The following is a 23,578-nucleotide window of genomic DNA, read 5'->3' as shown; positions in this document are numbered from 1 at the left end:
CACCAGCCGCTCCAGCCACCTCCCTCCCGCCCGTGCCGACCCTCACCGAGGTCCGGCCCGTACCCGCCACCCCGGCTGTGCCCGTCCCCGCGCCGGTCCCCAGCGGGGCGCCCACCGTCCTGCCCGACGAGCACACCTACACCGCCGACGAGCTCTTCTTCTCCACCACGGACTCCGCTGGCCGTATCCGTCGCGCCAACGCGATCTTTATGCGCCTGTCCGGCTACCCGCGGGGGGCGCTGGTGGGGCGCGCCCACAACGTGGTGCGTCACCCCGACATGCCCGCCGGGGCCTTCCGCTCCATCTGGGAGGACCTGGAGGCCGGGAACGCCGCCAGCGCCTACATCACCAACCGCTCCTCAGACCGCGGGCGCTACCGGGTCTTCGCCACCATCGTCCCCAGCGGGGACGGCTACCTCTCGGTGCGCACCCTGCCCATGCTCACCGGTCTGCGCGACGCCGTCGAGGCCGCCTACACCCGCGTCCGCGAGGTAGAGGCCGCCTCCGCCGCCTCCGGCTCCACCCGCCGGGAGGTCGCCGCCGCCGGGCAGGCCGCCCTCCTGGCCGAGCTGGGCGCCCTGGGCTACCGCGGCACCGTGGACTTCACCCGTCAGACCCTGCCCGCCGAGGTCGCCGCCCTGGTCGCCTCGGGGGTCAATATCCCCCGCCGCCCTGACGCCACCGGGCCGGTCGCCACCATCCTGGCCCAGATGGACGGGATCGAGGAGGGCACCGCGGGGATGGTCTCCCTCCTGGACGTGCTCGCCCGTCTCGTGGGGCTCCTGGGGCGTCGTGCCAGCGCGGTCACCGCCCTGTCCGACCGCCTGGGCCGCTTGCGCGAGAGCCTGCGCGGTGTCGTCGCCGACGTGGGGCGCCTGGCCCCAGGGGAGGCTGACGCCGTCCGTCTGCGCTACCGGCAGGTCGACTCCCTCGTCCTGGAGTGCTTTGAGGAGCTGCGCCCCCTGGCCGGGCAGATCACCGAGCTGCGTGGGGACGTGGACTCCGTCCGCTTCGGCATCGCCCTGACCCGCCTGCACAACCTGGCGGCAGGGTTCTTCGCCCTCCAGATCCTGGACGGGCAGGACGCGCTGGAGGAGAACGACGCGGTGGGCTCCCTGGCGGAGCTCGTCTCGGCCCTGTCCGACGGCGCCGCCAGCCTGACCGACCGGCTCGCCCTGCTCGATGCCCGCCGCGAGCTGGTCGGGGGTGACCTCGACGCCGTCGCACAGGCCCTGACTGCCACCCACGCCCCGCTGCTGGACCTCCTGGAGACGGCCGCGCGGGCCGGTGCCGGGAGGTGCCAGAGCGTGGACGCCGCCCGGGCCCTGCTCGATGACGGCTTCCCCGAGGCGCTCGACCTGGCCGACCTGGCCGGTGCCGTGCGCGACCTGGCGGTCCCCTACGAGGCCGAGGACCTCCGGGAGAGGCTGCGCCAGGTACGCGAGGCGCTGGCCGAGCTCTGAGGCCGCCCAGCCCCTCCCCGCGAGAACGGTACTTATTGCTCGCGAGAACGGTACTTGTTTGCCGTGAGAACGGTACTTGTTCAGGACCCCTGCCTCACTCGCCCCGGACCGCGTGGCCGCGCCTTTGGGGGCCGAGGTGGTCCCGCCCGGCTCAGGCCGCCTAACTCTCAGGCCACCCGGCTCTCAGGCCACGGGACCGCCCGTCGCGGCCACCACCGCTCCCGGACCGGCCCAGCTCGACCAGGACCTCGGCGTGGCCGGTATGGGGGAACATGTCAAACAACCGTGCCCGTCTCACCCGCAGCGAGGGCATGGCCGCCAGGTCGCTGACCAGGGATGACGGGTTGCAGGAGGAGTAGAGGACCCGCCTCACCCCGCTGGCCTCGATACGCTGCGCCAGGTCGGGCCCGATCCCGCGCCGGGGAGGGTTGACCACGAGCAGGTCCGGCACGTCCCCGGACCTCGGGTCCAGGACCCGGGCGTCACCGGCCTCGAACCACACCCGTCGCGGGTCCAGGCCCATGAGGCGGGCGGAGGCCTGGGCCCCGTGGATGGCCGACGCCGAGAGCTCCACGCCGCGTACCTGCGCGCCGTGCAGGGCCGGGTGCGAGGCCAGCGCCAGGGCGAAACCGCCGACTCCGCAGAAGAGGTCCCACAGGTGCAAAGGGACGGCGCCCCGCTCGCTGCCGGCACCGGCCCGCCCAGCGTCGGCCCCGGCCCGCCCGCCTGCCATCCACCCGGTACCAGCCCGTCCGGCGTCGGCCCACCCGGCGTCGGCCCGCCGCCTCGACGCCCACTGGGCCGCCCACTGGCGGGCAGTGGCGTAGAGCTCCTCGGCCACGGCGGTGTTCGTCTGGAAGAAGGAGCGGGTGGGCAGCAGCAGGGGCAGCACCGTCTCCTCTGCCTTCCTGCCCCCCGGCCGTCCGGGAACGTCCTGCGCTGGTAGGAGCAGGTCCATCTGGAGGCGGTCGGACATCCCCTCCGCCAGCCCCAGGAGGATCTCCTCCTCACCCTCCAGCACGGCCTGGCGGACCGGCTGGATATTGGCGCTCATGACCTCAAGCTGCGGCAGGGCCCGGCGGATCCGCGGCAGCGCCCGACGCAGCGTCCCCACGTGCCGGTGGGAGCGCAGGACCCAGCGGACCATGAGCGCCCCCGTCGGCGAGGCGGTCAGGAGGAGGTACTTCAGCTCCCCCCGGTCGGTCGCAATGTGGTAGGGCGCCAGGCCGAGCCCGGTAACGAGCTGGCCCAGGACCGGCAGCGACTCCTGGATCGCGTCCACGTGGAGCGGGCAGCCGCGCAGGTCCAGACTGCCCCCGAAGCGGTCGGCCAGCCCCAGGACGGGGGCGGACACGCTCCCGGAGACCGCCATCTTGGCCTTGTTGCGGAAACCGGTCGGGGCGCTGCCAGCTGGCGGGAGCCAGGCGTCACGAGGGACCGGGGCGGGTCCGTCGGCCAGGAGACCGGCCACCTGCGCCTGCTTGGCGGCCAGCTGCTCGGGGAGGGGGCGCGCCAGGTCCGGGCAGGAGCGGCAGGCCCCGGCGTCGTGCAGGGAGCAGGCCGTCCGTGAGGGCGCCCGTCGGGAGAGGACCCGTCGGGAGGGGGCCGAGCGGGCACGGCCCGTCGTCGGGCGTGGTGGGCGTCCCATGTGTCTCCTGTCTTCCTGGGCTGCGTACCGGTTGTGCGAGGCTGCCAACGGCGTCCGGCGCGGGGGCGGACACAACCCTCACCGAACTCATGTGACAAATATCACTTATAGGTCTGTGGGGGCGGACGCCGCCGCGACCGCCCCAACCGACCCAGAAAACCCCGGCCGAGCCCAGGCCCCAGAGCGGTGGCCCGGAGGTGCTTCGCAGGCGACCTGGGCGGCAGTATCCTGCTGTGTGATTGTGGGGAGGCTGTCCTCCTCGGTGGAGTCGTCCGGCGTTTTCTGGGATTTATGGACCATTTTATGTGGGTGTGATATTTCTATATTATTGTAGTGAGGCTTTCTGGCCTTTATGGTCGATCCGGGTCGAGGCAGTGGGTACACACCTGTGTCCAGGTGGGTACGCGCCTGCACCCGCCGGAGAACCTGCGCCCGCCGGAGAATATGACGAGGCCCGCGTCCGAGGTCTACCTCGGCCCGCGGGCCTTCGTCGTCGAGGGGCTCGCTCCCGGGTTCCCATTCCTGGGGGAGCTCCCTCCTTCGCCAGAACGCTCCGTGCGGGCTCCCTTGGACCCGTACAGTGCTCGGTCAGGGTAGGTCGTCGGGTTCCCCAACCCTCGCGACCCGTTCCGTCCGGCGGCAAGAACAATACAACGCCTCCTGCCTGTGAGAAGACCCTATATATGCCTGGGAAGCTGCTGGGAGATGGGGGGCGAATGGGCTCATTCGGCAGGTGACCAGGTACTGAGCGCGCCTCCCGCCCGTGAAAGAGGGCAGACTGGGGTCATGAGTGAGCTCATTATCACACTATCTGACCCCTCCGCCGTGCCCGACGACGTCCGGACGGGCCCGGCCGCGGCCGACGGCCCGGTCGTCCTGCCGCGCACGGGCATCGGGACGGACGTCCACGCCTTCGCCGCGCCGGACTCGGGGACGCCCCTGCGCCTGGCGTGCCTCGAGTGGCCCGGTGAGGTGGGGCTGTCGGGGCACTCCGACGGCGACGTGGTGGCCCACGCCTGTGCCGACGCCCTCTTCTCGGCCGCCGGGCTGGGGGACCTGGGGAGCAACTTCGGCACCTCCGAGCCCCGGTGGAAGGGGGCTGCCGGGGCGGTCCTCCTGGCCGAGGCGGCACGACGGGTGCGCGAGGCCGGTTTTGAGATCGGCAATGTCGCGGTCCAGCTCGTGGGTGAGCGGCCCCGGGTGTCCGGCCGCGCCGCCGAGGCCGGTGCGGCCCTGAGCCGGGCGGTGGGCGCCCCGGTGTCCTTCTCCGCCACCACCACCGACCACCTCGGGTTCCTGGGGCGCGGGGAGGGGCTCCTGGCGGTCGCCACCGCCCTGGTCTACCCGGGATAGGCGGCCCCGCACCCGCCCCGGGACCGGCATCTCGTCGCTGGCGCGGATCACGGAGTTGGTGTGGCCCCCGCACCCGCCCCGGGACCGGTGGGGAAGAAGCCGGTCATAAAGCCGCCGGTCGTGGTCCCCGCACCCGCCCAGGGACCGGGCACATGGCGCTGTCTACCGCCCACACCCGGGTGCGCGCGGCCCCGCACCTGCCCCGGGACCGGGCCGCGGGGGGCGGGTATGTTTGGGCCGTGAGTGATCTCCAGCCTGGCATGCCGTCCCTGCGCCTGTACGACTCGGCCGCCCGCGCCGTCGTCCCCCTGGCGCCCACCGTCACGCCCGGAATGGTCACGATCTACCTGTGTGGTGCCACCGTCCAGGGCTCCCCGCACATTGGGCACATGCGCAGCGCCATCGCCTTTGACGTGCTGCGCCGCTGGCTGGAGCGCTGCGGCCAGGAGGTACGCCTCATCCGTAACGTCACCGACATTGACGACAAGATCCTGGCCAGGTCCGCGGCGGCCGAGCCCCCCGTGCCCTGGTGGGCCTGGGCCCAGCGCCACGAGCGCGAGTTCGACGCCGCCTACCGGGCGCTCGGTGTGGCCCCGCCCACCTACGAGCCGCGCGCCACCGGGCACGTCCCGGAGATGATCGACCTGGTGCGGCGTCTGCTCGACGCCGGCCACGCCTACATCGGCGAGCGTGGCAACGTCTACTTCTCGGTGGCTTCCCTGCCCGACTACGGCTCGCTGACCAACCAGCGCCTGGAGGACCTGGCCACCACCGAGGACGAGTCCCAGATAGACGACGACGTCGAGGCCGACAAGCGGGACCCGCGCGACTTCGCCCTGTGGAAGGCCGCCAAGCCCACCGAGCCGGCCGACGCCTCCTGGGACTCCCCCTGGGGGCGGGGCCGGCCCGGCTGGCACCTGGAGTGCTCGGCCATGTCCCGCCGCTACCTGGGTGACGAGTTCGACATCCACGGTGGCGGCATCGACCTGCGTTTCCCCCACCACGAGAACGAGCAGGCCCAGTCCCACGGCGCTGGCTGGGGGTTCGCCCGCCACTGGGTCCACAACGCCTGGGTCACCGTCAAGGGCGAGAAGATGAGCAAGTCGCTGGGCAACTCCCTGATCGTGGCCGAGCTGCTGAGAACCTACGACGCCGCCGTGCTGCGCCTGGCCCTGGGCACCGTCCACCACCGTTCCACCGTGGAGTTCTCCGAGGAGACCCTCGCCGACGCCGCGGCCCTGTGGAGGCGCCTGTCCTCAGCGGTCGTGCGGGCCCTGGACTACGACGGCACGCACGCTGTTGACGTCCCGGCCGCCGCCCTGCGCGAGCGCCCGCTGCCAAGGGCCTTTACCGCGGCCATGGACGAGGACCTGGGCCTCGCCGGGGCCATGGCGGAGGTCCACGCCGCCCTCAAGCGGCTCAACACGGCCTTCACCCCGGGGGACGACGCGGCCAGGCCCCTGACCAGGGACGAGCTGGAGGCCCTGGGCACGCAGCGCACGGAGGTCACCACCGTGGGCGACCTGGTGCGTGAGCGGGCCCTGGACCTGCGCTCCATGCTCGACGTCCTGGGCCTGGACCCCCTGTCCGCCCCCTGGCGCGCCACCGTCCTGGGCCCGGACTCCCGGAAGGGGCAGGACGCCGCGCTCAAGGCCCTGGGCCAGCTCGTCCAGCACGACCTGGACGAGCGTGCCCAGGCCCGTGCCGCCAAGGACTGGGCACGGGCCGACGCCCTGCGCAGCAGGCTCGCGGCTGCTGGCGTCGTGGTGGAGGACTCGCCCGCCGGGGCCCGCTGGCACCTGGCCTGAGGCTCCGACGCCCCGGGGCGTCACCAACCAGCCACGACAAGGAGATCAGCAATGCCAGGAAACGACCGCCCGCACGGTGCCCGACGCAGGCCCGGGAGCAAGAAGGGCCCTACCAAGGGCTCGGGAGGCAACCGTCGCCAGGGCCTGGAGGGCAAGGGCCCCACCCCGCGTGCCGAGGACCGCGTGGGCCACCCCAAGGCCCGGGCGAGGGCCCGCGCCGAGGCCCGTGCCGCCCAGCCCACACGGGCCAGGCAGCTGGAGAAGATCAGGCGCCGCTTCGGCGTGCCCGAGGACCACGAGATCGTCTGCGGACGCAACGCCGCCGCCGAGGCCGCCCGCGCCGGTGTGCCCATCTCCCGGGTCTTTATGGCCGTGTCCGCCGAGTCCGACGACCGCCTGGGGGCGGTGGTGCGCCGCGCCGTCCTCGTGGGGGCCCCTGTCCTGGAGACCACCAGGCTGGACCTGGAGGCGCTGACCGAGGGCGCCGCCCACCAGGGCGTGGCCATTGAGATCCCCGCCTACGAGTACACCGACGCCGACCTGCTGCTGGAGCGCGCCCGGGCCCTGGGTCACACCCCGCTGCTCGTGGCCCTGGACCAGGTCACCGACCCCCACAACCTGGGGGCCGTGCTGCGCAGTGCCGGGGCTTTCGGGGCCGACGGCGTCATTATCCCCGAGCGGCGCAGCGCCGGGGTGAGCGCGACGGCGTGGAAGGTATCCGCCGGGGCCGCCGCCCGCGTGCGCGTGGCCCGTGAGACCAACCTGGTACGCACCCTGGAGCGTCTCAAGAAGGAGGGCTGCTTCGTGGTCGGGCTCGACGGCGGGGGCGAGACCCTCGTGGAAGAGCTCACCCTGGCCGACGCCCCGCTGGTGGTGGTCACCGGGGCCGAGGGGACGGGCCTGTCCCGCCTGGTGCGTCAGACCTGCGACGTCATTGCCTCCATCCCCATTGCGACCAAGGTGGAGTCCCTCAACGCGGCCGTGGCCACGGGTATCGCCCTGTACGAGGTGGACCGCCTGCGCCGGGCCGCGCAGGCCGGGAGCTAGTGGCCCGCCCTGGGGCCGAGTTGCACATTCTTTTTACATTCGGCGATCATAAAACGGCGTGATCACGCGGATTTGCCTGACGGTGCGGGTGCCGGGGACAGTGATGAATGTGCAACAGCGACCGAGTTGCACATTCATTCTGCTCCCGACCTCCGCCCAGGGGCGTAGAACGTTGGAATCACGCCAGTGCCCTGCCAGCGCCCCCGGGATGAATGTGCAACTTCGCGCGGGGCCGCACTGGCGTGAGCCAGCCTCAGCCCGGGACCGCTCCTGACAGGACCCCGGCACTGGCGGGCTTCGCGGTACTGGCCCGGTGCCGGCGCGCATGGTACCGGCAGCCTCCCAGCACCAACGGGCTCCCGTTACCGGCCGTAAGTGGTCGTCCCAGACCTGTGCCAGCAGCCTGGCGGGGGCGGTGGGCTCCCGGCGTCGGCCCCCTGGGACGGCGCTCGGGGCGCGTGGGCTGCCGAAGTGGCGTAGAACCTGACACAATAGGCCCAGTTACCTGACAGACAGGAGGGCGTGCATGTCCGCCACCGAGGCCAACCAGCGCTGGAACCGTACTGAGGGTGTTCTCATTGCACCCGGGACCACCTCCGAGGAGGTCGCGGCCGTCCTGGACCAGGAGCGGGTCCTCGCCCGCCTGGAGTGGTATCCGGCTACGGAGCACCTCCTGTCCCTGACGCTCCTGACCGACGCCGAGGGCCGGGTGGCCGTCACCCCGCCCGCGCGTGGTGGTGTCGTCGCGGGCCTGGGGGTCTCCGAGCTGACGGAACGCCTGGCCCGGCACTTCCACGCCGACGCCGTCATCGGCCCCGCCTCCTTCCACGACCTGCCGCGTGAGGCCACCCACGACGCCGTCCGGGAGCCTGACCCGGCCACCCTGCGCGCCGTGGTCGTCTCCCCGTTGAGCGCCTACACCGTCCCCCTGCAGTCCACGCTCCTGGAGCGGCCCCTGGCGGTGGTCAGCCTGCCCGCCCTGGACCGGCGCGTGGTCATGTACACCGGTGAGGGACTGGACCTGGGTGCCCTGGGCTGGGACGAGGAGTCCCTGCCGGCCCTGGTCCTGGAGTCCCAGGACGGGGACCTGCGGGTGCGCGCCGTGACCACCGGGGACCCGGACGACGACGCCGTCTACTCCTGGGGCATGCGGTCGCGCTACGTCTGGGGCGGCGTCGAGCAGCCCGGACCGGCCCTGCGCGCCCGGGCCGAGGAGTTCCTCGCCGACGTCACCGACGCCTCCGCCATTGCCGCCGCCGTCCCCGGGGCGGACGCCCAGGCGGCGGCCGAGGCCCTGGCCACCCCCGGTGAGGACGGCCTGCGTGCCATGGTGGAGGCCCTGGGCCTGCCCGCCTGGGTCGAGGCCGTGCTCTCCGGGCGCCTGGCCCCCGACGAGGTCCCCGGTGCCGTCGTCCACGAGCCCAGGGGCCTGTCCAACGCGGTGGGCCGCAGTGTGGGCATGATGCTGCGTGACCCGGCGACCCCCGGCTCGGCCTACGTGCGCGGCTATGTGCGTACCGTCACCGAGATGCCCTGGCTGGTGCGCCTGGGTGCCCTGGCCGGGGTCGGGCTCGGTGGCCTGCTCATTAACCGGGCCCTGCGTCGGCGGGCGCGTACGGGTGAGCTCCCCGTGGGCATGGTGGTCGTCGGCTCCCTCATGGTGGTCAACTCCGTGCTGGAGGCGTCCATGGCCTCGGTGACGCGCCACCGTGAGCTGCGTCGGCGGGCCGACGAGGAGATGGCGCTCGTGGCCGAGGAGCTGGGGGCCTGACGCGCCTGTAGGCAGGCCCGAGGGGTCCACGGGGTGGCGGACTGCACAGGAGCAGGCCTGCCCGGGCCCCGGCGTCCCGTGCTGCCACGGCTGTAACCGCCTGGCCGTCCGACAGGCCCGACCGGGCCCAGGCGGTGCGACGGGCCCTTCGGCCGGGCTCGCCCCCGGCCTCTGGCGGGACCGGTGCCTCCTGGCAGCACCCGGTGCGGACCACGCCTTCCGGTGGACGGATCCCTCCTGGTCAGGGGCGGTACCCGGAGCCCGCTACACTGGCCACCTGGCAGGAGTGCCAGTTCCTGTCGCGGTGAGCGCCGTCGCCGGGCCCAGGGGCGGACGACGTCGTTCCCGCCTTCCCCGAGCACGACAGGAGACCGCTGTGCCTGCACCTACCACGCCGTCCAGGAGCCGATCTCGGGGGTGGCGTCTTCACGGCGACGGCCGTTCCATCGCCCCCGGGGAGGTCGTGGCCCCTGGTGAGCGCCTGACCTGGCCGCGCACGATCGGTATCGGCGTCCAGCACGTGGTCGCCATGTTCGGCGCGACCTTCCTGGTGCCGCTGCTGACCGGCTTCGACCCGGCCACCACCCTGTTCTTCACGGGCCTGGGCACCCTGCTGTTCCTGGGGGTCACCTCCGGGCGTCTGCCCTCCTACCTGGGCAGCTCCTTCGCGCTCATCGCCCCTATTGGCGCGGTGACCGGCTACGTGTCCGGGGGCGGCGGCACCCTGGACGCGGCCAAGGCGTCCCTGGCCCAGGGCGGGATTATTGCCGCGGGTGCCACACTGGCGGCTATCGGCCTGGTGGTGACCCTGGTGGGTGCCAGCTGGATCGACCGGCTCATGCCCCCGGTGGTCACCGGCGCCATTGTGTCCCTTATCGGCTTCAACCTGGCTCCGGCCGCCTGGACCAATGTCAGGAGCGCGCCGGTGACGGCGGTCGTCACTATTGTGGCGATCCTGCTCATTACGGTGCTGTTCAAGGGGATTGTGGGGCGTCTGGCCATTCTGCTGGGTGTCCTGGTGGGCTACGTGACCGCCTGGGTGCGCGGTGAGATTGACTTCTCCGCCATCTCCCACGCCGGGTGGGTGGGTGTCCCGACCTTGAGGGCCCCCGCCTTTGACGTGAGCCTGCTGGGGCTGTTCGTGCCGGTGGTCCTGGTGCTCGTCGCCGAGAACGTGGGGCACGTGAAGTCCGTGTCGGCCATGACCGGGGAGAACCTCGACGACGTCACCGGCCGCGCCCTCCTGGCTGACGGCGTGTCCACCGTCCTGGCGGGTTCCGGGGGCGGCTCGGGCACCACGACCTACGCGGAGAACATCGGGGTCATGGCGGCTACCCGCGTCTACTCCACGGCCGCCTACGTGGTGGCCGCCCTGGCTGCCCTGGGCCTGTCCATGCTGCCCAAGTTCGGGCAGGTCATTGCCACTATCCCGGCGGGGGTGCTGGGTGGGGCCGCCACGGTCCTGTACGGCATGATCGGCATGCTGGGTGTGCGTATCTGGGTGCAGAACCGGGTGGACTTCTCCGACCCGGTCAACCTCAATACCGCTGCCGTGTCCATGGTGGTGGCGGTCGCCAACTACACCCTGGTGTGGGGGCGGATGAGCTTTGAGGGGATCGCCCTGGGCAGCGGCGCGGCGATCGTGGTCTACCACGTCATGCGCTGGATCTCCCGCCTGCGGGGCACCATCCTGGAGCAGGCCTCCCCGGCCTCCGCGCCCGCGGGGACCGAGCTGGAGGGGCAGGCCTACGCCACGCGGCGCAAGGCGGTCACCGAGTAGGGCCCGGGTGCTGCCGCCCCGCCTGCGGTATGCGTCAGGCGCGGCCGGACGGGCGTGGCGGCCGAGGGGCGTGGCGGCCAACGGGCGTGGCGTGGCCGAGGGGCTCAGAGCTGCAGGTCGCGCAGGAGCTCAGCGGGTGGCAGGGTGCCGTCAACGACGTAGGCGCGGAAGATCTCGGCAGCCTCCTGGCCGCTGAGGACCTCCTCGGGGTGGAGGCGCAGGGTAATGCGTCCGTTGTCCACGGACAGCTCGTTCCAGGCGTCGGCGTCGGCAACGGGGATCCGGCTGACGGCGTAGTGGTTGAAGCCGGTAGGGCTGGAGACCCGGACCTCGACGGTCATGGCCGTGGCTGACCCGGCGCACTGCATGTAGTTGGAGGTGGCCAGGTCGTCGGGGTCCTCCTGGGCCAGGTCCATGACGTCGTCGGCCAGGGCCCGTGCCCCCAGGGAGAAGCGCCGTTGGCCGTCGAGGTAGCCGGGGTGGGTCAGCTGGTTACGCAGCTCGTCGGCGACCCGCTGCGGGCTCACGGAGGAGCGGTCGTGCTCGACCCTGGCCACACCCACCTCCCAGGTCATGAAACGGCGCGCGGCTGCCTGCCGGGCGGGCTGGCTCGGGGTGCTCTGCGGCGGCGCGTCGTGCATGTCCATATGATGACGGTAGCCTGCACCTATGAGTTATGACATCCTCGTCTTCACCCCTTCAGCGGTCAGCGATGACGGGCTGTCGGCATGGCTGACCGAGCAGGTGGAGGGGGTCGACGGCAACTCCTGCGACCCGGCGGTCACGACGCCGGCGCTGCGGGCCTTCTATGAGGACATGCACCAGATCTTCCCCCCGGTTAACGGCCCGGACCGGGTCGATGAGGAGGTGCTGGGCGACCTGCCGGCCACGGACTACAGCTTTGGCCCCAACCACGTCTATGTCAGTGTCTCCTGGGACGGCGCCGCCAGGGCCGTGGCGACCGCGGAGACCATCGCCCTGCGTCACGCGGTGGCCGTGAGCCGGGTCAGCGAGGACGGCTCGGTCCTGCGGCCCTGAGACGGGCGCGTGCTCGTCCCTACAGTATTCCGGTGCTGGCGGCCCACTTGCTGCGCACCGGCTGTCCGAACGCGCAATGAGTGCTGGCGGCCCGGGCACGTGCGGATCTTGCTGGGGACCCCCGCACCTGGGCGTCCGGGGTCAATGACGACCCGGGCACGTGCGGATCTTGCCGACTACATGGCCGCCCAGGTCCCTGTCATGACGGCCCGGGCAGGGTGCGGCGGTGGGGTGTCGAGGTTGACACCCTTGTAGTGCCTTAGATCACATCTACCGGGTCCGTCGAATCCGTTGACAGGGTGTGTGTTCTGGGCTACTTTATGTAGTGGGTCGCTTGGTGGTCTGTTTCCTGTTTGTCTTCTCTTTCCTCGTTTCCTAATCTCTTGGAGGTTGCTGGTGGTGGATCTGCATATTGTCGACGGTGACCTGGAGAGGTTACGTGACCAGGTGGGCTGGGTCGGGGAGGACCTGGGTGGCCTGGAGGCGGGTGTGGTGGGGCGTGTCGCCTCGGGTGTGCCCGGTGCGCGTGCCTGCGGGGCCTGTGCTGCGGCCTCCGGTGCGGTGGGGGACTGGCTGAGCGGCCTGGAGGGCCGGTACGGGGCCGTGTCGGCCGGGGTGCGGGCCATGGCGGCTGCCTACCGGGCCGATGACGACGCCCAGGCCGGGGCCCTGGCCCGGGCGGGAGCGGGCCTGGGCGCGGGAGCCGCCCTGGGCGGTACCGGCGTGGGGGAGGGCGGTCCTACCGGTGGTCTCGCCCCCGGGCAGGCTCCTGGCGCGGTGGAGGACTCCCCCGGGGTGTCCGAGGCCTTTGAGCGGCTGCGTCAGAGGCTGGGGTGAGATGCGGTGGTCGCGTGGTCTGACGTGTGCCTGTGGGACGCGGGGGTGCTGGAGGAGGCGTTCTACGACCTGCGGTCCCTGACCCGTAAGGTGGACCAGGCCCTGGGTGACGCCCAGTCGGCTGAGCGCCAGGTCCTGTCCGAGGGCCAGGGCGTGGAGGCCGCCCGGGGTGCCTTGAGGGAGTGCAACGACTCCTGCGCGGACCTGGTGGAGGCGCTGCGGTCCCTGGCCCGGGGGGTGGACGAGGCCGCCCAGGGCGTGGCCGAGGTCCGGCGCCGTGTCCTGGCCTGCCAGGACTACGCCGCCTCCCACCCCCTGGTCACCCTCTGCCCCGACGGCGCCGTCACGCTCAGCCCGCAGGACGGCACCGCGGCGGGGCCCGGGCCGGGCGGCCTACCCGGTCGGGCTGCCCTGGAGGCGGCCCAGGCCGCCGCCCAGGCCCAGGAGCTGGCCCTCATGGTCCGCGACACCACCGCCTACGCCGACCAGGTCGACAATGACCTCACAAACGCCCTGACCAACATTGCAGCAGCAGCCCCACCGCCACCACCACCCAGTCCCGGCCGCCCGACCACGGCCTATTTCGTCACGATATTTCTTCTGGGCCTCGGGCCCGCGTTCTTACCCCTGCTCAAGTACGTGGACATATTTCCTAAACATCCTCTTATTCTTAGAGGGCACAGGAGGCCCGGGCGGAAGAGTTTCGGGGGCCCGGGGCTCGGCAAGCCGGTCCCTGGTGAGCACGCGAATATGCCCGGCGTTGACGCCTGGGACTACCAGGGCGACTCCGAGTACGAGGGGTCGGGCCCCTATGCGCAGCGTCCTTCTGACCCGGTGGACCACTTCGTTCACGGGTGCGCTCTTAGGATCGCTAAAGCGCTCACCTTCACCCTGCCGGACGCCTCGAAGAACCTGACCCACTACCTCGACAACACCGGCACCCCGCAGGGCGTCAACGTGGACCGTATGCTCACGGACCTTCCCGACCTACCTGTTAACGCCAAGAATGCCGCCGAGAAAATGGCCGCGGATGCGGTGGAGGCCGCTAAGACCTCAGGGGCTACCGGCCCGGTGACCTACCCCTTCACCACCCCGTGGGAGCCGGAGTACGCCAGTCAGAGCGGGAGCATGAACTGGTTCCTGGCCCTGGGAGGCTACCAGGCCTGCACGGACGGCACCGTCACCGTCTACCCACCCGACCCGGCCAATGGCAGACCCGACTGGACCTACAAGTACAACTACCGCGTCCACGTGGCCGACCGCTACAACTGGGACGAGGGGAAGACCACGAAGGTCGGGAATATGAAGATCGACGACTCCCAGATGCAGGCCCTGCACCAGGCCGGACTGGCCCAGGAGTACGACCTGGTAGGTATGTCGTCGGTTATGAGCGGGGAGGGGTAGAGCGTGTATAGGAGGTTCCTAGTGGCCTGGCGTGTGGTGGTGGTCGTGCTGGCCTGTGCCTGCCTGACGGCCTGTTCCCTGTCCCGTCTGGTTGGTGTGCCGGCGACCCCGGTGGGGACGTCTACCGTGCAGGAGGGCGCCCCCTATCCGGCTGACATGGAGCACCTGGACCAGATCCTCACCGTCGGTAGGGGCCCCCACGGGCGGAAGGGGCAGGAGCTACCTGAGGGTGCCCAGGTGGTCTCGGTCGCCCCGGCCCTCAAATTCGCGGCAGACTTCCCCGGCGGCTGGGGGTACGTCATAGCCTTTACCGCCACCGAGGAAGCCATACGCGACTACGTCACCAGGAACACCGGCTTCAACGGCAAGTACATTGACAACAGTCCGGCGGCGAATCCGGAGAGCAACAGGTTTGAGGACGTCGACCTCAGTGCTATTCAGAACCCCTGGTCAGCAGGATTCTGGGACGTGGTTCTCCTCCTGGAGCGCCCCCTGGGTCGCGGCTGGCTCATTATCCGCGGCGCCCCCCGCTGACGGATCAGAGACATACCAGACTGGACTGGCTCAGGAGTACGACGTAACTGGTACGTCGTCGGTTATGAGCGGGGAGGGGTAGAGTGTGTGTAGGAGGTTCCTAGTGGCCTGGCGTGTGGTGGTGGTCGTGCTGGCCTGTACCTGCCTGGCGGCCTGTTCCCTGTCCCGTCTGGTTGGTGTGCCGGCGACCCCGGTGGGGACGTCTACCGTGCAGGAGGGCGCCCCCTATCCGGCTGACATGGAGCACCTGGACCAGATCCTGACCGTCGGTAGGGGCCCCCACGGGCGGAAGGGGCAGGAGCTACCCGAGGGGGCCCAGGTGGTCTCGGTCGCCCCGGCTCTCAACTTCGCGGCAGACTTCCCCGGCGGCTGGGGGTACGTTATAGCCTTTACCGCCACCGAGGAGGCCATACGCGACTACGTCACCAGGAACACGATCGCCTCTGGTAAACTTATTGACAACAGTCCCGTGACGAGGCCGGATGACGAGGATCTGGTCGAGATTGGCGCCGATAATATCACGCGCCCCTGGTCGACAGGCTTCGGGGACGCGGATATCGTCCTGGAGCGTCCCCTGGGCCGCGGCTGGCTCATTATCCGCGGCGCCCCCCGCTGACAGGTCATGTGCACCAGGCCGGACCAGGGGACGTTCGGCCGCCTGAACCGCGATGGTTCCCCGGTGGCGCGCCCTTGTCAGCACAAGCGCAGCTCACCCCTGCAGGTCCCGACGGCGCAGGGCACCAGCGGCTACCACCACCAGGGCCAGCGCGACCAGCAGGCACACACCCGGGCCCACCCAGGCGTCGGCCCGCCCCCACAGGCCCGTCTGACCGGGTAGGTCGGGCCTGTGCGTGAACGGCGAGAGGTTGAGCAGCCACCGAGGGGCCCGGGCCAGGGGGCCGAGCACCTGGAGGACGGTGACCAGCAGGAACAGCCCCCACCCGGCTGGGCGGGCCAGGCGGGGCGCCAGGGCGCCCACGGCCAGGACGACTGCCCCCGTGAGCAGCCCGGCCGGCCACGCGGACAGGGCGCCCACGGCTACCGCACCCACCAGGTGCCAGGGCGCGTCCGCGGCCGGGGAGCCGTGCGCGACGAGCCCGGGTACGGCGCTGGCGGACAGGGCGGCGCCTACTGCTGCGAGCATGGTCCCGGTACCGGTGACCACCACGACCACCCGGCCTGCCAGCCACCGTAGCCGGGAGACAGGAGCAGCCAGGACGGTCGCGGTCCGTCCCCTGTCCTCCTCGGTCACGCTGCCGGTCGCGAGCGCGACGGCGCAGGCCCCGGTCAGGAGACCCCCGTAGCCGATGAGGAGGGACAGGTAGGTCTGCACGGTGAGCTCACCGCCCACGAAGTCCTTCATGAGGGGGTTGGTCTGGAACATCTCGGCGAAGGTGTCCTCGATACTGGGGGCGAACATCCCGTAGCAGACACCGAAGATCCCACCGCCGAGCGTCCACCACCACCGTGTGGGTGCGCAGGTGCGCAGGGCCAGGGCGACGACACCGTGCGGGCCGGGGCGGTGGCGCCCGTTGCCGCGGCGTCCGGCCAGCAGCCCCTGGCCCAGCTCGCGTCGGGTGTGCAGGTGCAGCCCGGTGCCTACGAGGACCGCCGCGGCCAGGGCCAGGAGGGCCACGGGCTCCCAGCGCATACCGGTGTAGGGGCGGGTCTGCTGGACCAGGCCGACGGGGGTGAGCCAGGACAGGAAGCCTACCGAGCTGTCTGCGTCGCCGATGCCACGCAGCAGGAACCAGACGACCGCGAGCAGGCACCCGCTGCCACGGGCGGCGCGCGCGGAGGGTGCCAGGGCTGCCAGGACGAGGCCGGCACCCCCGGATACCAACCCGGTCAGGACCAGGGTCAGTCCCATGACCAGGGAGTCGGCCACCTCAAGGCCTCCGCCGAGCGCGGCCAGGGCGGGGAGCAGCCCGGCGGCCAGGGAGGTCAGGGTGACGCAGGTCGCGGCGGCGCGGGCGTTCTCCCCGTGCCTGACGGGTGCGGCGTGCAGGAGCTCACCGGGACCGTCCTCCTCGTCCCCGCGGGTGCGCGCCACGCTCATGAGCGTCCCCATGAGGCAGGTCACCGTGGCCAGGTAGCCCAGGACCGCGCAGGCGAAGAGGGCGCCGAGCGTGGGGTCGGGGGCCTCCAGCCCGTAGCCGGGTCCGGTAAAGACGATACTGGCGGGGGTGGTGTACGTCAGCGCGGCGGTGGCGCGCTCCTGGGGTGTGGTGTACATGCTGGTGAAGGCCGCCACGCAGTACAGGGACAGCAGTCCCGTCCCGAGGGCCCAGGCGAGGACGCTGCGCCGCTCGCGTCGCAGGGTCAGGCGGGTCAGGGGGGAGAGCACGGTCATCCGGTGACCCGTCGTGACGGAGAGGCTCGGGGCCGCGCTCATGACTCCGCCTCCGTGCTGGTGGCGTCTGCCGTGTCCTCCCTGCGACCTATGGTCGCCTCAGGCTCGCTCAGGTCCTCCTCGTAGTGACGCAGGAAGAGCTCCTCCAGGCTCGGCGGGGTGGCGGTCAGGGAACGTACGCTCAGGGCGGTCAGGGCGCTCATGACCTGCGGGCTGCAGGCGGGGTCCAGGCTCAGGTCCACCTTCCAGACGTCGCGGTGGGCGTCCCCGTCCCTGCCCTCGTTCCGGGCTCCAAGGGGGCTGGAGGTCAGGTCGTGGACACCTGCCAGGGTGGTCAGGGCGTGCGGGTCGTGCTCGACGACGGCGTGGACGCGGGTGCGCAGCAGGGAACGGATGTGGTGCAGGGAGCCGTGCTCCACGGTGCGTCCGGCACGGATAATGGTGACGGTGTCGCAGAGGGTCTCCACCTCGGACAGGATGTGGCTGGAGAGCAGGACGGTGGTGCCCTGTTCTGTGGCCTCGACCACGCACTGGCGGAAGATCTCCTCCATGAGGGGGTCCAGGCCGGAGGTGGGCTCGTCGAGGACGAGGAGGTCCACCGGCTCGCTCAGGGCGGCGATAAGGGCGACCTTCTGCCGGTTGCCCTTGGAGTAGGCGCGCACCTTCTTGCTCGGGTCCAGGTCGAAGCGCTCAATGAGCGTAGCGCGACGTCGGGCGACCTCCCTGCCCTGGGCCCCAGGGCGCCGTCGGAGCGAGGCGAGGGCCTCCAGGGTCTGGCTCCCGGTGAGAGAGGGCCACAGGGCGACGTCGCCGGGCACGTAGGCCAGGCGCTCGTGGAGGGCGACGGCGTCGTCCCAGGGGTCGGCGCCGAAGAGGCGGGCCCGGCCGCCGTCGGCGCGGATCATGCCCAGCAGGATGCGCAGGGTGGTGGACTTGCCCGCGCCGTTGGGGCCGAGGAAGCCAGCCACCTCACCGGGGGCGACGCTCAGGTCCAGGCCGTTCAGGGCGCGGGTAGCGCTGGCGCCCCGGCCGAAGATCTTGACCAGGCCCCTGACGTCGATGACGGGGGCAGGGCTGTTGGGACGGGTCTGCCTGGGCTGGCTGGCCCGCGGTACCGCAAGGGGTTCCATGATTCCTCCTTAAGGAAGGTCGGACGGGAAGGAGTGGGGGTCGTGCGACGGGCCGGGGACGTCGGGGCTGGCCCTGGCGTCCCCGGTGGGAGAGGTCGCGGCGTCGGGGTCGGCTGACGTGGCCTGGACGTAGTCGGTGTAGAGCCCGGGGTCGGTGAACAGGGGGCGGGAGTAGAGCTCGGCGGTGACGGGGCCGTAGCGTTCCATGAACTCCCGGATGGCCGACTCGATGTCGCCGGGCTCGGAGGCCTCGTAGCGCAGGAAGAGCAGGATCGCGCCGAACCCGGCATAGAGCAGGTACCGGGCGCGGGCCTCCTCGTCGTGGGAGGGCGTCACGGCGCCCGCCTTCACGGCGTCGGACATGTAGGAGACGGTGTCCCCCACGAAGAGGTCCATTAGGGCCGTGGCGAGTCCGCCTCCCTCCATGAGGGAGCGCATGGCGTAGGCCGTAGCCGGGATGTACTCCTTGACCTGCGACATCTGGGTCATGAGGTCCGTGGGCCCGCCGAAGTAGGCCGAGGAGCGCTTGACCTCCTCAGTCAGGCGCAGCACCTCGGCGTCGCAGGCTCGGCGCAGACCGTCCTTGGAGCCGAAGTGGTGGGTGATGAGCCCGGCCGTCACCCCGACGTCGGCCGCGATGGCGCGCAGGCTCACCCCGAAGCCGTCGCGGGCGAACCGCGCGATGGCGGCGTTGCGGATGCGGGCGGCGGTCGTGAGGTCGGAGTCCCGGGGTAACGGTGTTGAATGCACGACCAACATGTTATACGAGCGTTTAGCTCGGGGCAAGGGGGTAGACGTGCACGCCCCTGTGCCGGGTCGTGGGCGTCGCAGCCAGCTGTGGCTGCGGACGGACCTGGCACAGGGGCGTGCACGCGGAAGCGGGACTCAGGCAGGCCCCGTAGTCAGGCGGGGCCTCGTGGTTGGCAGGGCCTCGTAGTCAGGCGAGACCTCGTGGCCTCCTGCCTCTACTCGTCGGCGTCGGGCATGAGGATCCAGGCTGCGGCGTAGGCCACCCACATGGGGCCCGGGAGCAGGGACAGGGCCAGGTAGCCCAGGCGCACGAGGGTGGGGCTCATGTCCCACGACTGCGCCAGTCCGCCGCACACGCCAGCCAGGAGACGGTTGCGGGAGCGGCGCGGGAGGTTCATGCGCCAGGACTCGGTGCGCTCGGAGAGGGACGGGCCGCCGGGGTACTGCTGTGTCATGAGGCCAGTGTGCCGAGCCGGGACCGGCCCGGGTATCAGGGACCACCCTGAAATCACCCTGATCCTGTCGGCTCGTCTTAGGAGCGGCCCACGGAGGCTGGCGCCAAGGACGTAGACGGTCTACAGGGGGCGGAAGCTTATGAGTGCTGCTCCCGGCGCGCGTAGGCCCGCCCCATCAGCGGTGCAGGTGGGCCAAGAGCGCCGCTCCCGGCGCGCGGCGCGTAGGCGGACGCCGCTACGGGCTGGCCGGGCACCCGGCCGCTCCCGGCGCGTAGGCTCAGGCACTATCGGCCAGGCTGGCCCGCATGATGGGGAGGCCGCCCCCGGCGCGCGTAGGCTCAGGTCATGGCGACACCTGACTTCATCCTGTCCCTGCGTGCCAAGATCGGTCACGAGCAGTTGTGGCTGCCGGGGGTCAGCCTCGTGGTCCTGGACGACGCCGACCGGACGCTCCTGGGGCGCCGCAGCGACAACGGGATGTGGGCCGTGGTCTCGGGCATCCCTGAGCCGGGGGAGCAGCCGGGGGAGGCGGCCCTGCGCGAGTGCGTCGAGGAGACCCGGGTGCGTCCCAGGATCCTGGGTGTGGCCCAGGTCCATGCCGAGGAGCCCCTCGCCTTTGCCAACGGGGACCGGGCTGTCTTTATGGACATCTGCTTCGTGGCGCGGGCTGACGCCAGCCAGGTGGCCGCCGCGGGCGTGGGGGACGAGGAGTCCACCGCCGTGGGCTGGTTCGCCCTGGACCGCCTGCCCGAGCCCCTGACCCGCACCACCCGGCGGCGCCTGGCCGTGGCCCAGGACTGGCTTGGTGACGGGGTGACCCGGTTCGACTGACGGTGCTGGCCCGGTCTTAAGGCAGCTCTGCCACGGGGCCAGCCCGGGCACCTCGGCTCGCTCCGGCGCCAAGGTGCCGCCGGTACGCGAGCCGGGTCGCCTCGGGCCGCCCTCGGGAACCGTGGCGCGAGTTGCACATTCTTTTTACAGTCGTCGATCAGTAAACCGCGGGATCATGCGGATCCGCGAAACTGCGCGAGGTACAGAAAGAGGATGAATGTGCAACGCGGTCGTCGTTGCACATTCATCCTGCTTCCTGGGTCTGCGTCATCACAAGGATCCGCGCGATCCCGCCACTTTATGATCGTGGATTGTAAAAAGAATGTGCGGCGCTCAGACGGCGCGGTAGTTCTGGGAGGCCAGGAACCAGGCCTGCTGCTCCAGGCGGCTGGTGTAGTCCTCCAGGATGCCGGAGGAGGAGGGGTCGGCCTCGTCCACGGCGTCGTGGATGTCGCGCAGGGTGGTCACGACGGCGTTGATGGCGGAGACAATGTAGTCCACGGCGTCGGGCACCAGGACCAGCTCGGCGGGGGCCTCGGGGAGCGTGGTCTGCGCGGACACGGTGGCGGGGCGGCCGTCGGGGACGGCGTTGACGGCGCGCAGGCGCTCGGCCAGCTCGTCGGAGCCCTCGCGGGCGATGTCCACGACCTCGTCAAGGTTGAGGTGCAGGTCGCGGAAGCCGGCGCCGACGACGTTCCAGTGGATCTGCTTACCCACCAGGGACAGGGCGGTAATGTCCGTCAGCGCGCGCTGCAGGTCGGCGACCAGCTCGGGGCCAGCGGTGAAGGTCGGCAGGACCGGGGCGGTGTACTTCTTGCTCATGTGCTCTACCTTAGTGCTAGATGGCTTAAAGGTCTAATGTTTGTGGTGTTGTCAACAGTTGTGACGTGGTTTGAAATGACTTACCTAAGGCCCGGGCTGACCCGTTCGCCCTACTTTGCCCCCTCGGCCTCCTCGGCGGCGATCTTGGCCTTGACCTCGGCCATGTCCAGGCCGCGGACCTGCTCAATGAGGGAGTTCAGCGCCGAGGCGGGCAGGGCGCCGGCCTCCCGGTAGACCAGGACGTCGTCGCGGAAGACCATGAGGGTCGGGATGGAGGAGATGCCCAGGGCGCTGGCCAGACCCTGCTCGGCCTCGGTGTCCACCTTGGCGAAGGTGATGTCCGGGTTGGCCTCGGCGGCCTTCTCGAAGACCGGCTTGAAGCGCATGCAGGGACCGCACCAGGAGGCCCAGAAGTCCACGAGGGTGATGCCCTCGCCGCGGACGGTCTTGTTGAAGTCCTCGCCGGTGATGTTGATGGCGGCCATGAGGGTCCTTTCCAGGAGAGTCGGTAGCGGCTCGTTCTGTGCGCCAGGCACAACCACCGGGACCCAGGTCCTATTCCGGGTGTCTCAGGGGCGGGGCTGTGGCGTGCCCGACGGCGCGGGGCCGGAAGGTCGCGACTCCTGCCCGCCCGGGGCGGACGAGGCCCCGGGCCCGCCTGCGCCCGGCGGCGTCGGACGCCCTGCCCGCCCGCGGCAAACCGGGCCCCGTCGCGGACGACCCGTCCTTGCAACTGACAGAGGTTGTCGTTATCATCCCTGTGCCCCTGAAGTTAGCCTCATCTACCTAACCTTGGAGACCCCCGTGCTTATCTCCCGCCGTTCTGCCCTCGTCTCGGCCACCGTCCTGGCCGGGGCCGCCCTCGCCGCCTGCGCCACGGACAAGACCAGCTCCGAGAAGGGGACCGCCGGCTCCACCGGCTCCACCGGACTGACGATCGTGGCCACCACCGGCTACCTCGGGGACGCCGCGAGGAATATCGCCCCCGACGCCACCGTCACCGTGCTCGTCGGTCCCGGAGGGGACCCCCACACCCAGGAGCTGACCACCAAGGACACCCAGGCCATTGAGCAGGCCGACGTCGTGCTGTGGACCAGCCACGACATGGAGCACAAGATGATGGGCCAGCTCGAGAAGCTCGGCGACAAGCAGGTCGCCGCCGCCGAGGCCATCCCCGAGGACATGCTCCTGCCCTGGGAGGAGGACGGCAAGATCGAGGGGCACGACCCGCACGTGTGGAACTCCCCCGACAACTGGAAGTACGTCGTCACCGCCTGCGCGGAGAAGATCGCCCAGATCGACCCGGACAACGCCGCTACCTACAAGGCCAACGGCGAGGCCTACAACGCCAAGATCGACCAGGCCAAGGCCGAGGCCCAGACCAAGTTCGACACCATCCCCCAGGAGCGGCGCGTCCTGGTCACCGGCCACGACGCCTTCAACTACCTGGGCAAGACCTACAACATCGAGATTCACGCCACCGACTTCGTCTCCTCCGAGTCCGAGATCTCCGCCACCCAGATCGAGGAGCTCGCCACGCTTATCGCGGACAAGAAGGTTCCTACCATTTTCCAGGACAACCTGAAGAACCCTGAGGCCATTAACCACCTCAAGGAGGCTGTGGTCGCCAAGGGCTGGAGCGTTGAGGTCTCCGACAAGCCGCTCTACGCCGACTCCCTGGGCGAGCAGGCTCCCGTGGACACCTACCTGGGTGTCTTCGCCTACAACGCCGACGCCATCGTGGCCGCCCTGGCCACGAAGTGACGTCGGTGGGCCACCCGCGTACCGCGAGCAGACCCGTGCACGACGTCACTACCCCCTGCCAGGTGACCGGCCTGAGCGTGGCCTACCACGACCGCCTGGCCCTCAGGAACGTCACCCTCGACGTGCCGCCCGGTGCGGTCATGGCGGTCCTGGGGCCCAACGGCGCCGGGAAGTCCACCCTCCTGAAGGCCATGATGCGGCTCGTCCCCACCCTGACAGGGAGGGTGCGATTCTTCGGGCAGGATCTTGCCCGTTCCCGCAGCCGTGTGGCCTACATGCCCCAGACCGCGGAGGTCGACTGGGACTTCCCCACCACGGTGCGCGACGTGGTCACCATGGGCACCTACGGGCACCTGGGGTGGTGGCGTCGTCCCGGGGCGGCCCAGCGCGCCGTCGTCGAGGCGGCCCTGGAGGCGGCTGGCATCTCCGACCTGGCCGGGCGGCAGATCTCCCAGCTCTCCGGGGGGCAGAAGCAGCGCACCTTCGTGGCGCGCACCCTCGCCCAGGAGCCTGACGTCTACCTCATGGACGAGCCCTTCGCCGGGGTGGACGTCGCCTCGGAGCGGGCCATCGCCAGCGTGCTGGACTCCCTGCGACAGGACGGGAAGACCATTGTGATCATCCACCACGACCTGTCCACGGTGCGGCGCCTGTGCACCCACGCCCTGCTCCTGTCCGAGGGGGACGTCGTCAGCGTCGGGACCCTGGAGGAGGCCTTCACCCCCGAGCACCTGCACCGGGCCTACGGGCTGGTCGACGAGGCCCTGCACCCCCAGGAGGAGCGGTGAGC

At 71.0% G+C, this 23,578-nt stretch carries 22 protein-coding genes; 14 read left to right on the top strand and 8 right to left on the bottom strand.

Annotation, left to right across the window (positions count from 1 at the left end; all coding sequences use genetic code 11):
* Positions 1 to 119: 119 nt before the first annotated feature.
* On the top strand, positions 120 to 1,463 hold the full coding sequence (locus tag JJJ15_RS05795) for a chemotaxis protein (protein ID WP_200511956.1): 1,344 nt from the start codon (positions 120 to 122) through the stop codon (positions 1,461 to 1,463).
* A 160-nt stretch (positions 1,464 to 1,623) separates the two neighbouring features.
* Here JJJ15_RS05795 and JJJ15_RS05790 read toward each other — a convergent pair whose 3' ends face one another.
* A complete protein-coding gene (locus JJJ15_RS05790; protein WP_200511750.1) occupies positions 1,624 to 3,111 on the bottom strand; it encodes a methyltransferase domain-containing protein in 1,488 nt (495 codons plus the stop codon).
* A gap of 786 nt (positions 3,112 to 3,897) precedes the next feature.
* Here JJJ15_RS05790 and ispF point away from each other — a divergent pair.
* The 5 genes from ispF to JJJ15_RS05765 all read left to right on the top strand — a co-directional run bounded on the left by ispF (position 3,898) and on the right by JJJ15_RS05765 (position 10,870).
* On the top strand, positions 3,898 to 4,464 hold the full coding sequence (ispF, locus tag JJJ15_RS05785; RefSeq protein ID WP_200511749.1) for a 2-C-methyl-D-erythritol 2,4-cyclodiphosphate synthase: 567 nt from the start codon (positions 3,898 to 3,900) through the stop codon (positions 4,462 to 4,464).
* A 260-nt stretch (positions 4,465 to 4,724) separates the two neighbouring features.
* Positions 4,725 to 6,272, top strand: a complete 1,548-nt coding sequence (gene cysS, locus JJJ15_RS05780) for a cysteine--tRNA ligase (protein ID WP_200511955.1) — start codon at positions 4,725 to 4,727, stop codon at positions 6,270 to 6,272.
* A gap of 51 nt (positions 6,273 to 6,323) precedes the next feature.
* Positions 6,324 to 7,319 carry a 23S rRNA (guanosine(2251)-2'-O)-methyltransferase RlmB gene (gene rlmB, locus JJJ15_RS05775; protein ID WP_200511748.1) on the top strand — a complete coding sequence of 332 codons (996 nt, stop codon included), beginning with the start codon at positions 6,324 to 6,326 and terminating at the stop codon, positions 7,317 to 7,319.
* Positions 7,320 to 7,845: 526 nt separating this feature from the next.
* A complete protein-coding gene (locus JJJ15_RS05770) occupies positions 7,846 to 9,090 on the top strand; it encodes a hypothetical protein (protein WP_106109854.1) in 1,245 nt (414 codons plus the stop codon).
* Between the two features lie 376 nt (positions 9,091 to 9,466).
* Positions 9,467 to 10,870: a solute carrier family 23 protein gene (locus JJJ15_RS05765; RefSeq protein WP_200511747.1), complete on the top strand. Its 1,404-nt coding sequence runs from the start codon at positions 9,467 to 9,469 to the stop codon at positions 10,868 to 10,870.
* Positions 10,871 to 10,974: 104 nt separating this feature from the next.
* Here the strand turns inward: JJJ15_RS05765 and JJJ15_RS05760 are convergent, their stop codons facing one another.
* Positions 10,975 to 11,517 carry a hypothetical protein gene (locus JJJ15_RS05760; protein WP_246742181.1) on the bottom strand — a complete coding sequence of 181 codons (543 nt, stop codon included), beginning with the start codon at positions 11,515 to 11,517 and terminating at the stop codon, positions 10,975 to 10,977.
* A gap of 22 nt (positions 11,518 to 11,539) precedes the next feature.
* Here JJJ15_RS05760 and JJJ15_RS05755 point away from each other — a divergent pair, with 22 nt between their 5' ends.
* The 5 genes from JJJ15_RS05755 (at position 11,540) to JJJ15_RS05735 (ending at position 15,299) form a co-directional block, all read left to right on the top strand.
* Entirely contained in the window at positions 11,540 to 11,908 is a 369-nt protein-coding gene (locus tag JJJ15_RS05755; RefSeq protein ID WP_200511746.1) for a hypothetical protein, read from the top strand.
* 399 nt (positions 11,909 to 12,307) lie between these two features.
* Complete coding sequence (locus JJJ15_RS05750; protein ID WP_200511745.1) at positions 12,308 to 12,745, top strand: hypothetical protein; 438 nt, start codon at positions 12,308 to 12,310, stop codon at positions 12,743 to 12,745.
* 6 nt (positions 12,746 to 12,751) lie between these two features.
* A complete protein-coding gene (locus tag JJJ15_RS05745; protein WP_246742180.1) occupies positions 12,752 to 14,149 on the top strand; it encodes a hypothetical protein in 1,398 nt (465 codons plus the stop codon).
* Between the two features lie 21 nt (positions 14,150 to 14,170).
* A complete protein-coding gene (locus JJJ15_RS05740; protein ID WP_246742179.1) occupies positions 14,171 to 14,683 on the top strand; it encodes a hypothetical protein in 513 nt (170 codons plus the stop codon).
* Between the two features lie 103 nt (positions 14,684 to 14,786).
* Positions 14,787 to 15,299 carry a hypothetical protein gene (locus tag JJJ15_RS05735; RefSeq protein ID WP_246742178.1) on the top strand — a complete coding sequence of 171 codons (513 nt, stop codon included), beginning with the start codon at positions 14,787 to 14,789 and terminating at the stop codon, positions 15,297 to 15,299.
* A 93-nt stretch (positions 15,300 to 15,392) separates the two neighbouring features.
* Here the strand turns inward: JJJ15_RS05735 and JJJ15_RS05730 are convergent, their stop codons facing one another.
* The 4 genes from JJJ15_RS05730 to JJJ15_RS05715 form a co-directional block, all read right to left on the bottom strand.
* The gene (locus JJJ15_RS05730) at positions 15,393 to 17,078 is read right to left on the bottom strand and encodes a hypothetical protein (protein WP_246742177.1); all 1,686 of its coding nucleotides are present in this window, start codon (positions 17,076 to 17,078) and stop codon (positions 15,393 to 15,395) included.
* The gene (locus JJJ15_RS05725) at positions 17,075 to 18,166 is read right to left on the bottom strand and encodes an ABC transporter ATP-binding protein (RefSeq protein ID WP_200511744.1); all 1,092 of its coding nucleotides are present in this window, start codon (positions 18,164 to 18,166) and stop codon (positions 17,075 to 17,077) included. Before JJJ15_RS05725 ends, JJJ15_RS05730 begins: the two co-directional genes overlap by 4 nt.
* A gap of 9 nt (positions 18,167 to 18,175) precedes the next feature.
* Entirely contained in the window at positions 18,176 to 18,925 is a 750-nt protein-coding gene (locus JJJ15_RS05720) for a TetR family transcriptional regulator (protein ID WP_200511743.1), read from the bottom strand.
* Positions 18,926 to 19,131: 206 nt separating this feature from the next.
* A complete protein-coding gene (locus JJJ15_RS05715; protein WP_200511741.1) occupies positions 19,132 to 19,371 on the bottom strand; it encodes a PspC domain-containing protein in 240 nt (79 codons plus the stop codon).
* Positions 19,372 to 19,716: 345 nt separating this feature from the next.
* Here JJJ15_RS05715 and JJJ15_RS05710 point away from each other — a divergent pair, with 345 nt between their 5' ends.
* Positions 19,717 to 20,202, top strand: coding sequence for an NUDIX domain-containing protein (locus tag JJJ15_RS05710; protein WP_200511740.1), 486 nt, complete (start codon positions 19,717 to 19,719; stop codon positions 20,200 to 20,202).
* A gap of 333 nt (positions 20,203 to 20,535) precedes the next feature.
* On the opposite strand, the gene JJJ15_RS05705 is transcribed toward JJJ15_RS05710, so the two are convergent.
* Positions 20,536 to 21,024, bottom strand: a complete 489-nt coding sequence (locus JJJ15_RS05705) for a DNA starvation/stationary phase protection protein (RefSeq protein WP_200511739.1) — start codon at positions 21,022 to 21,024, stop codon at positions 20,536 to 20,538.
* 110 nt (positions 21,025 to 21,134) lie between these two features.
* Positions 21,135 to 21,509, bottom strand: coding sequence for a thioredoxin (gene trxA / locus JJJ15_RS05700; RefSeq protein WP_200511738.1), 375 nt, complete (start codon positions 21,507 to 21,509; stop codon positions 21,135 to 21,137).
* A 319-nt stretch (positions 21,510 to 21,828) separates the two neighbouring features.
* Here trxA and JJJ15_RS05695 point away from each other — a divergent pair, with 319 nt between their 5' ends.
* Both JJJ15_RS05695 and JJJ15_RS05690 read left to right on the top strand, forming a co-directional pair.
* On the top strand, positions 21,829 to 22,788 hold the full coding sequence (locus JJJ15_RS05695; RefSeq protein ID WP_246742176.1) for a metal ABC transporter substrate-binding protein: 960 nt from the start codon (positions 21,829 to 21,831) through the stop codon (positions 22,786 to 22,788).
* A gap of 35 nt (positions 22,789 to 22,823) precedes the next feature.
* The gene (locus JJJ15_RS05690; protein ID WP_200511736.1) at positions 22,824 to 23,576 is read left to right on the top strand and encodes an ABC transporter ATP-binding protein; all 753 of its coding nucleotides are present in this window, start codon (positions 22,824 to 22,826) and stop codon (positions 23,574 to 23,576) included.
* The last annotated feature ends 2 nt before the right edge of the window (positions 23,577 to 23,578 follow it).

The organism is Actinomyces sp. HMT897 (genome assembly GCF_016626125.1).
Lineage (GTDB): Bacteria > Actinomycetota > Actinomycetes > Actinomycetales > Actinomycetaceae > Actinomyces.
This window is presented reverse-complemented; position numbering and strand designations above follow the sequence as displayed.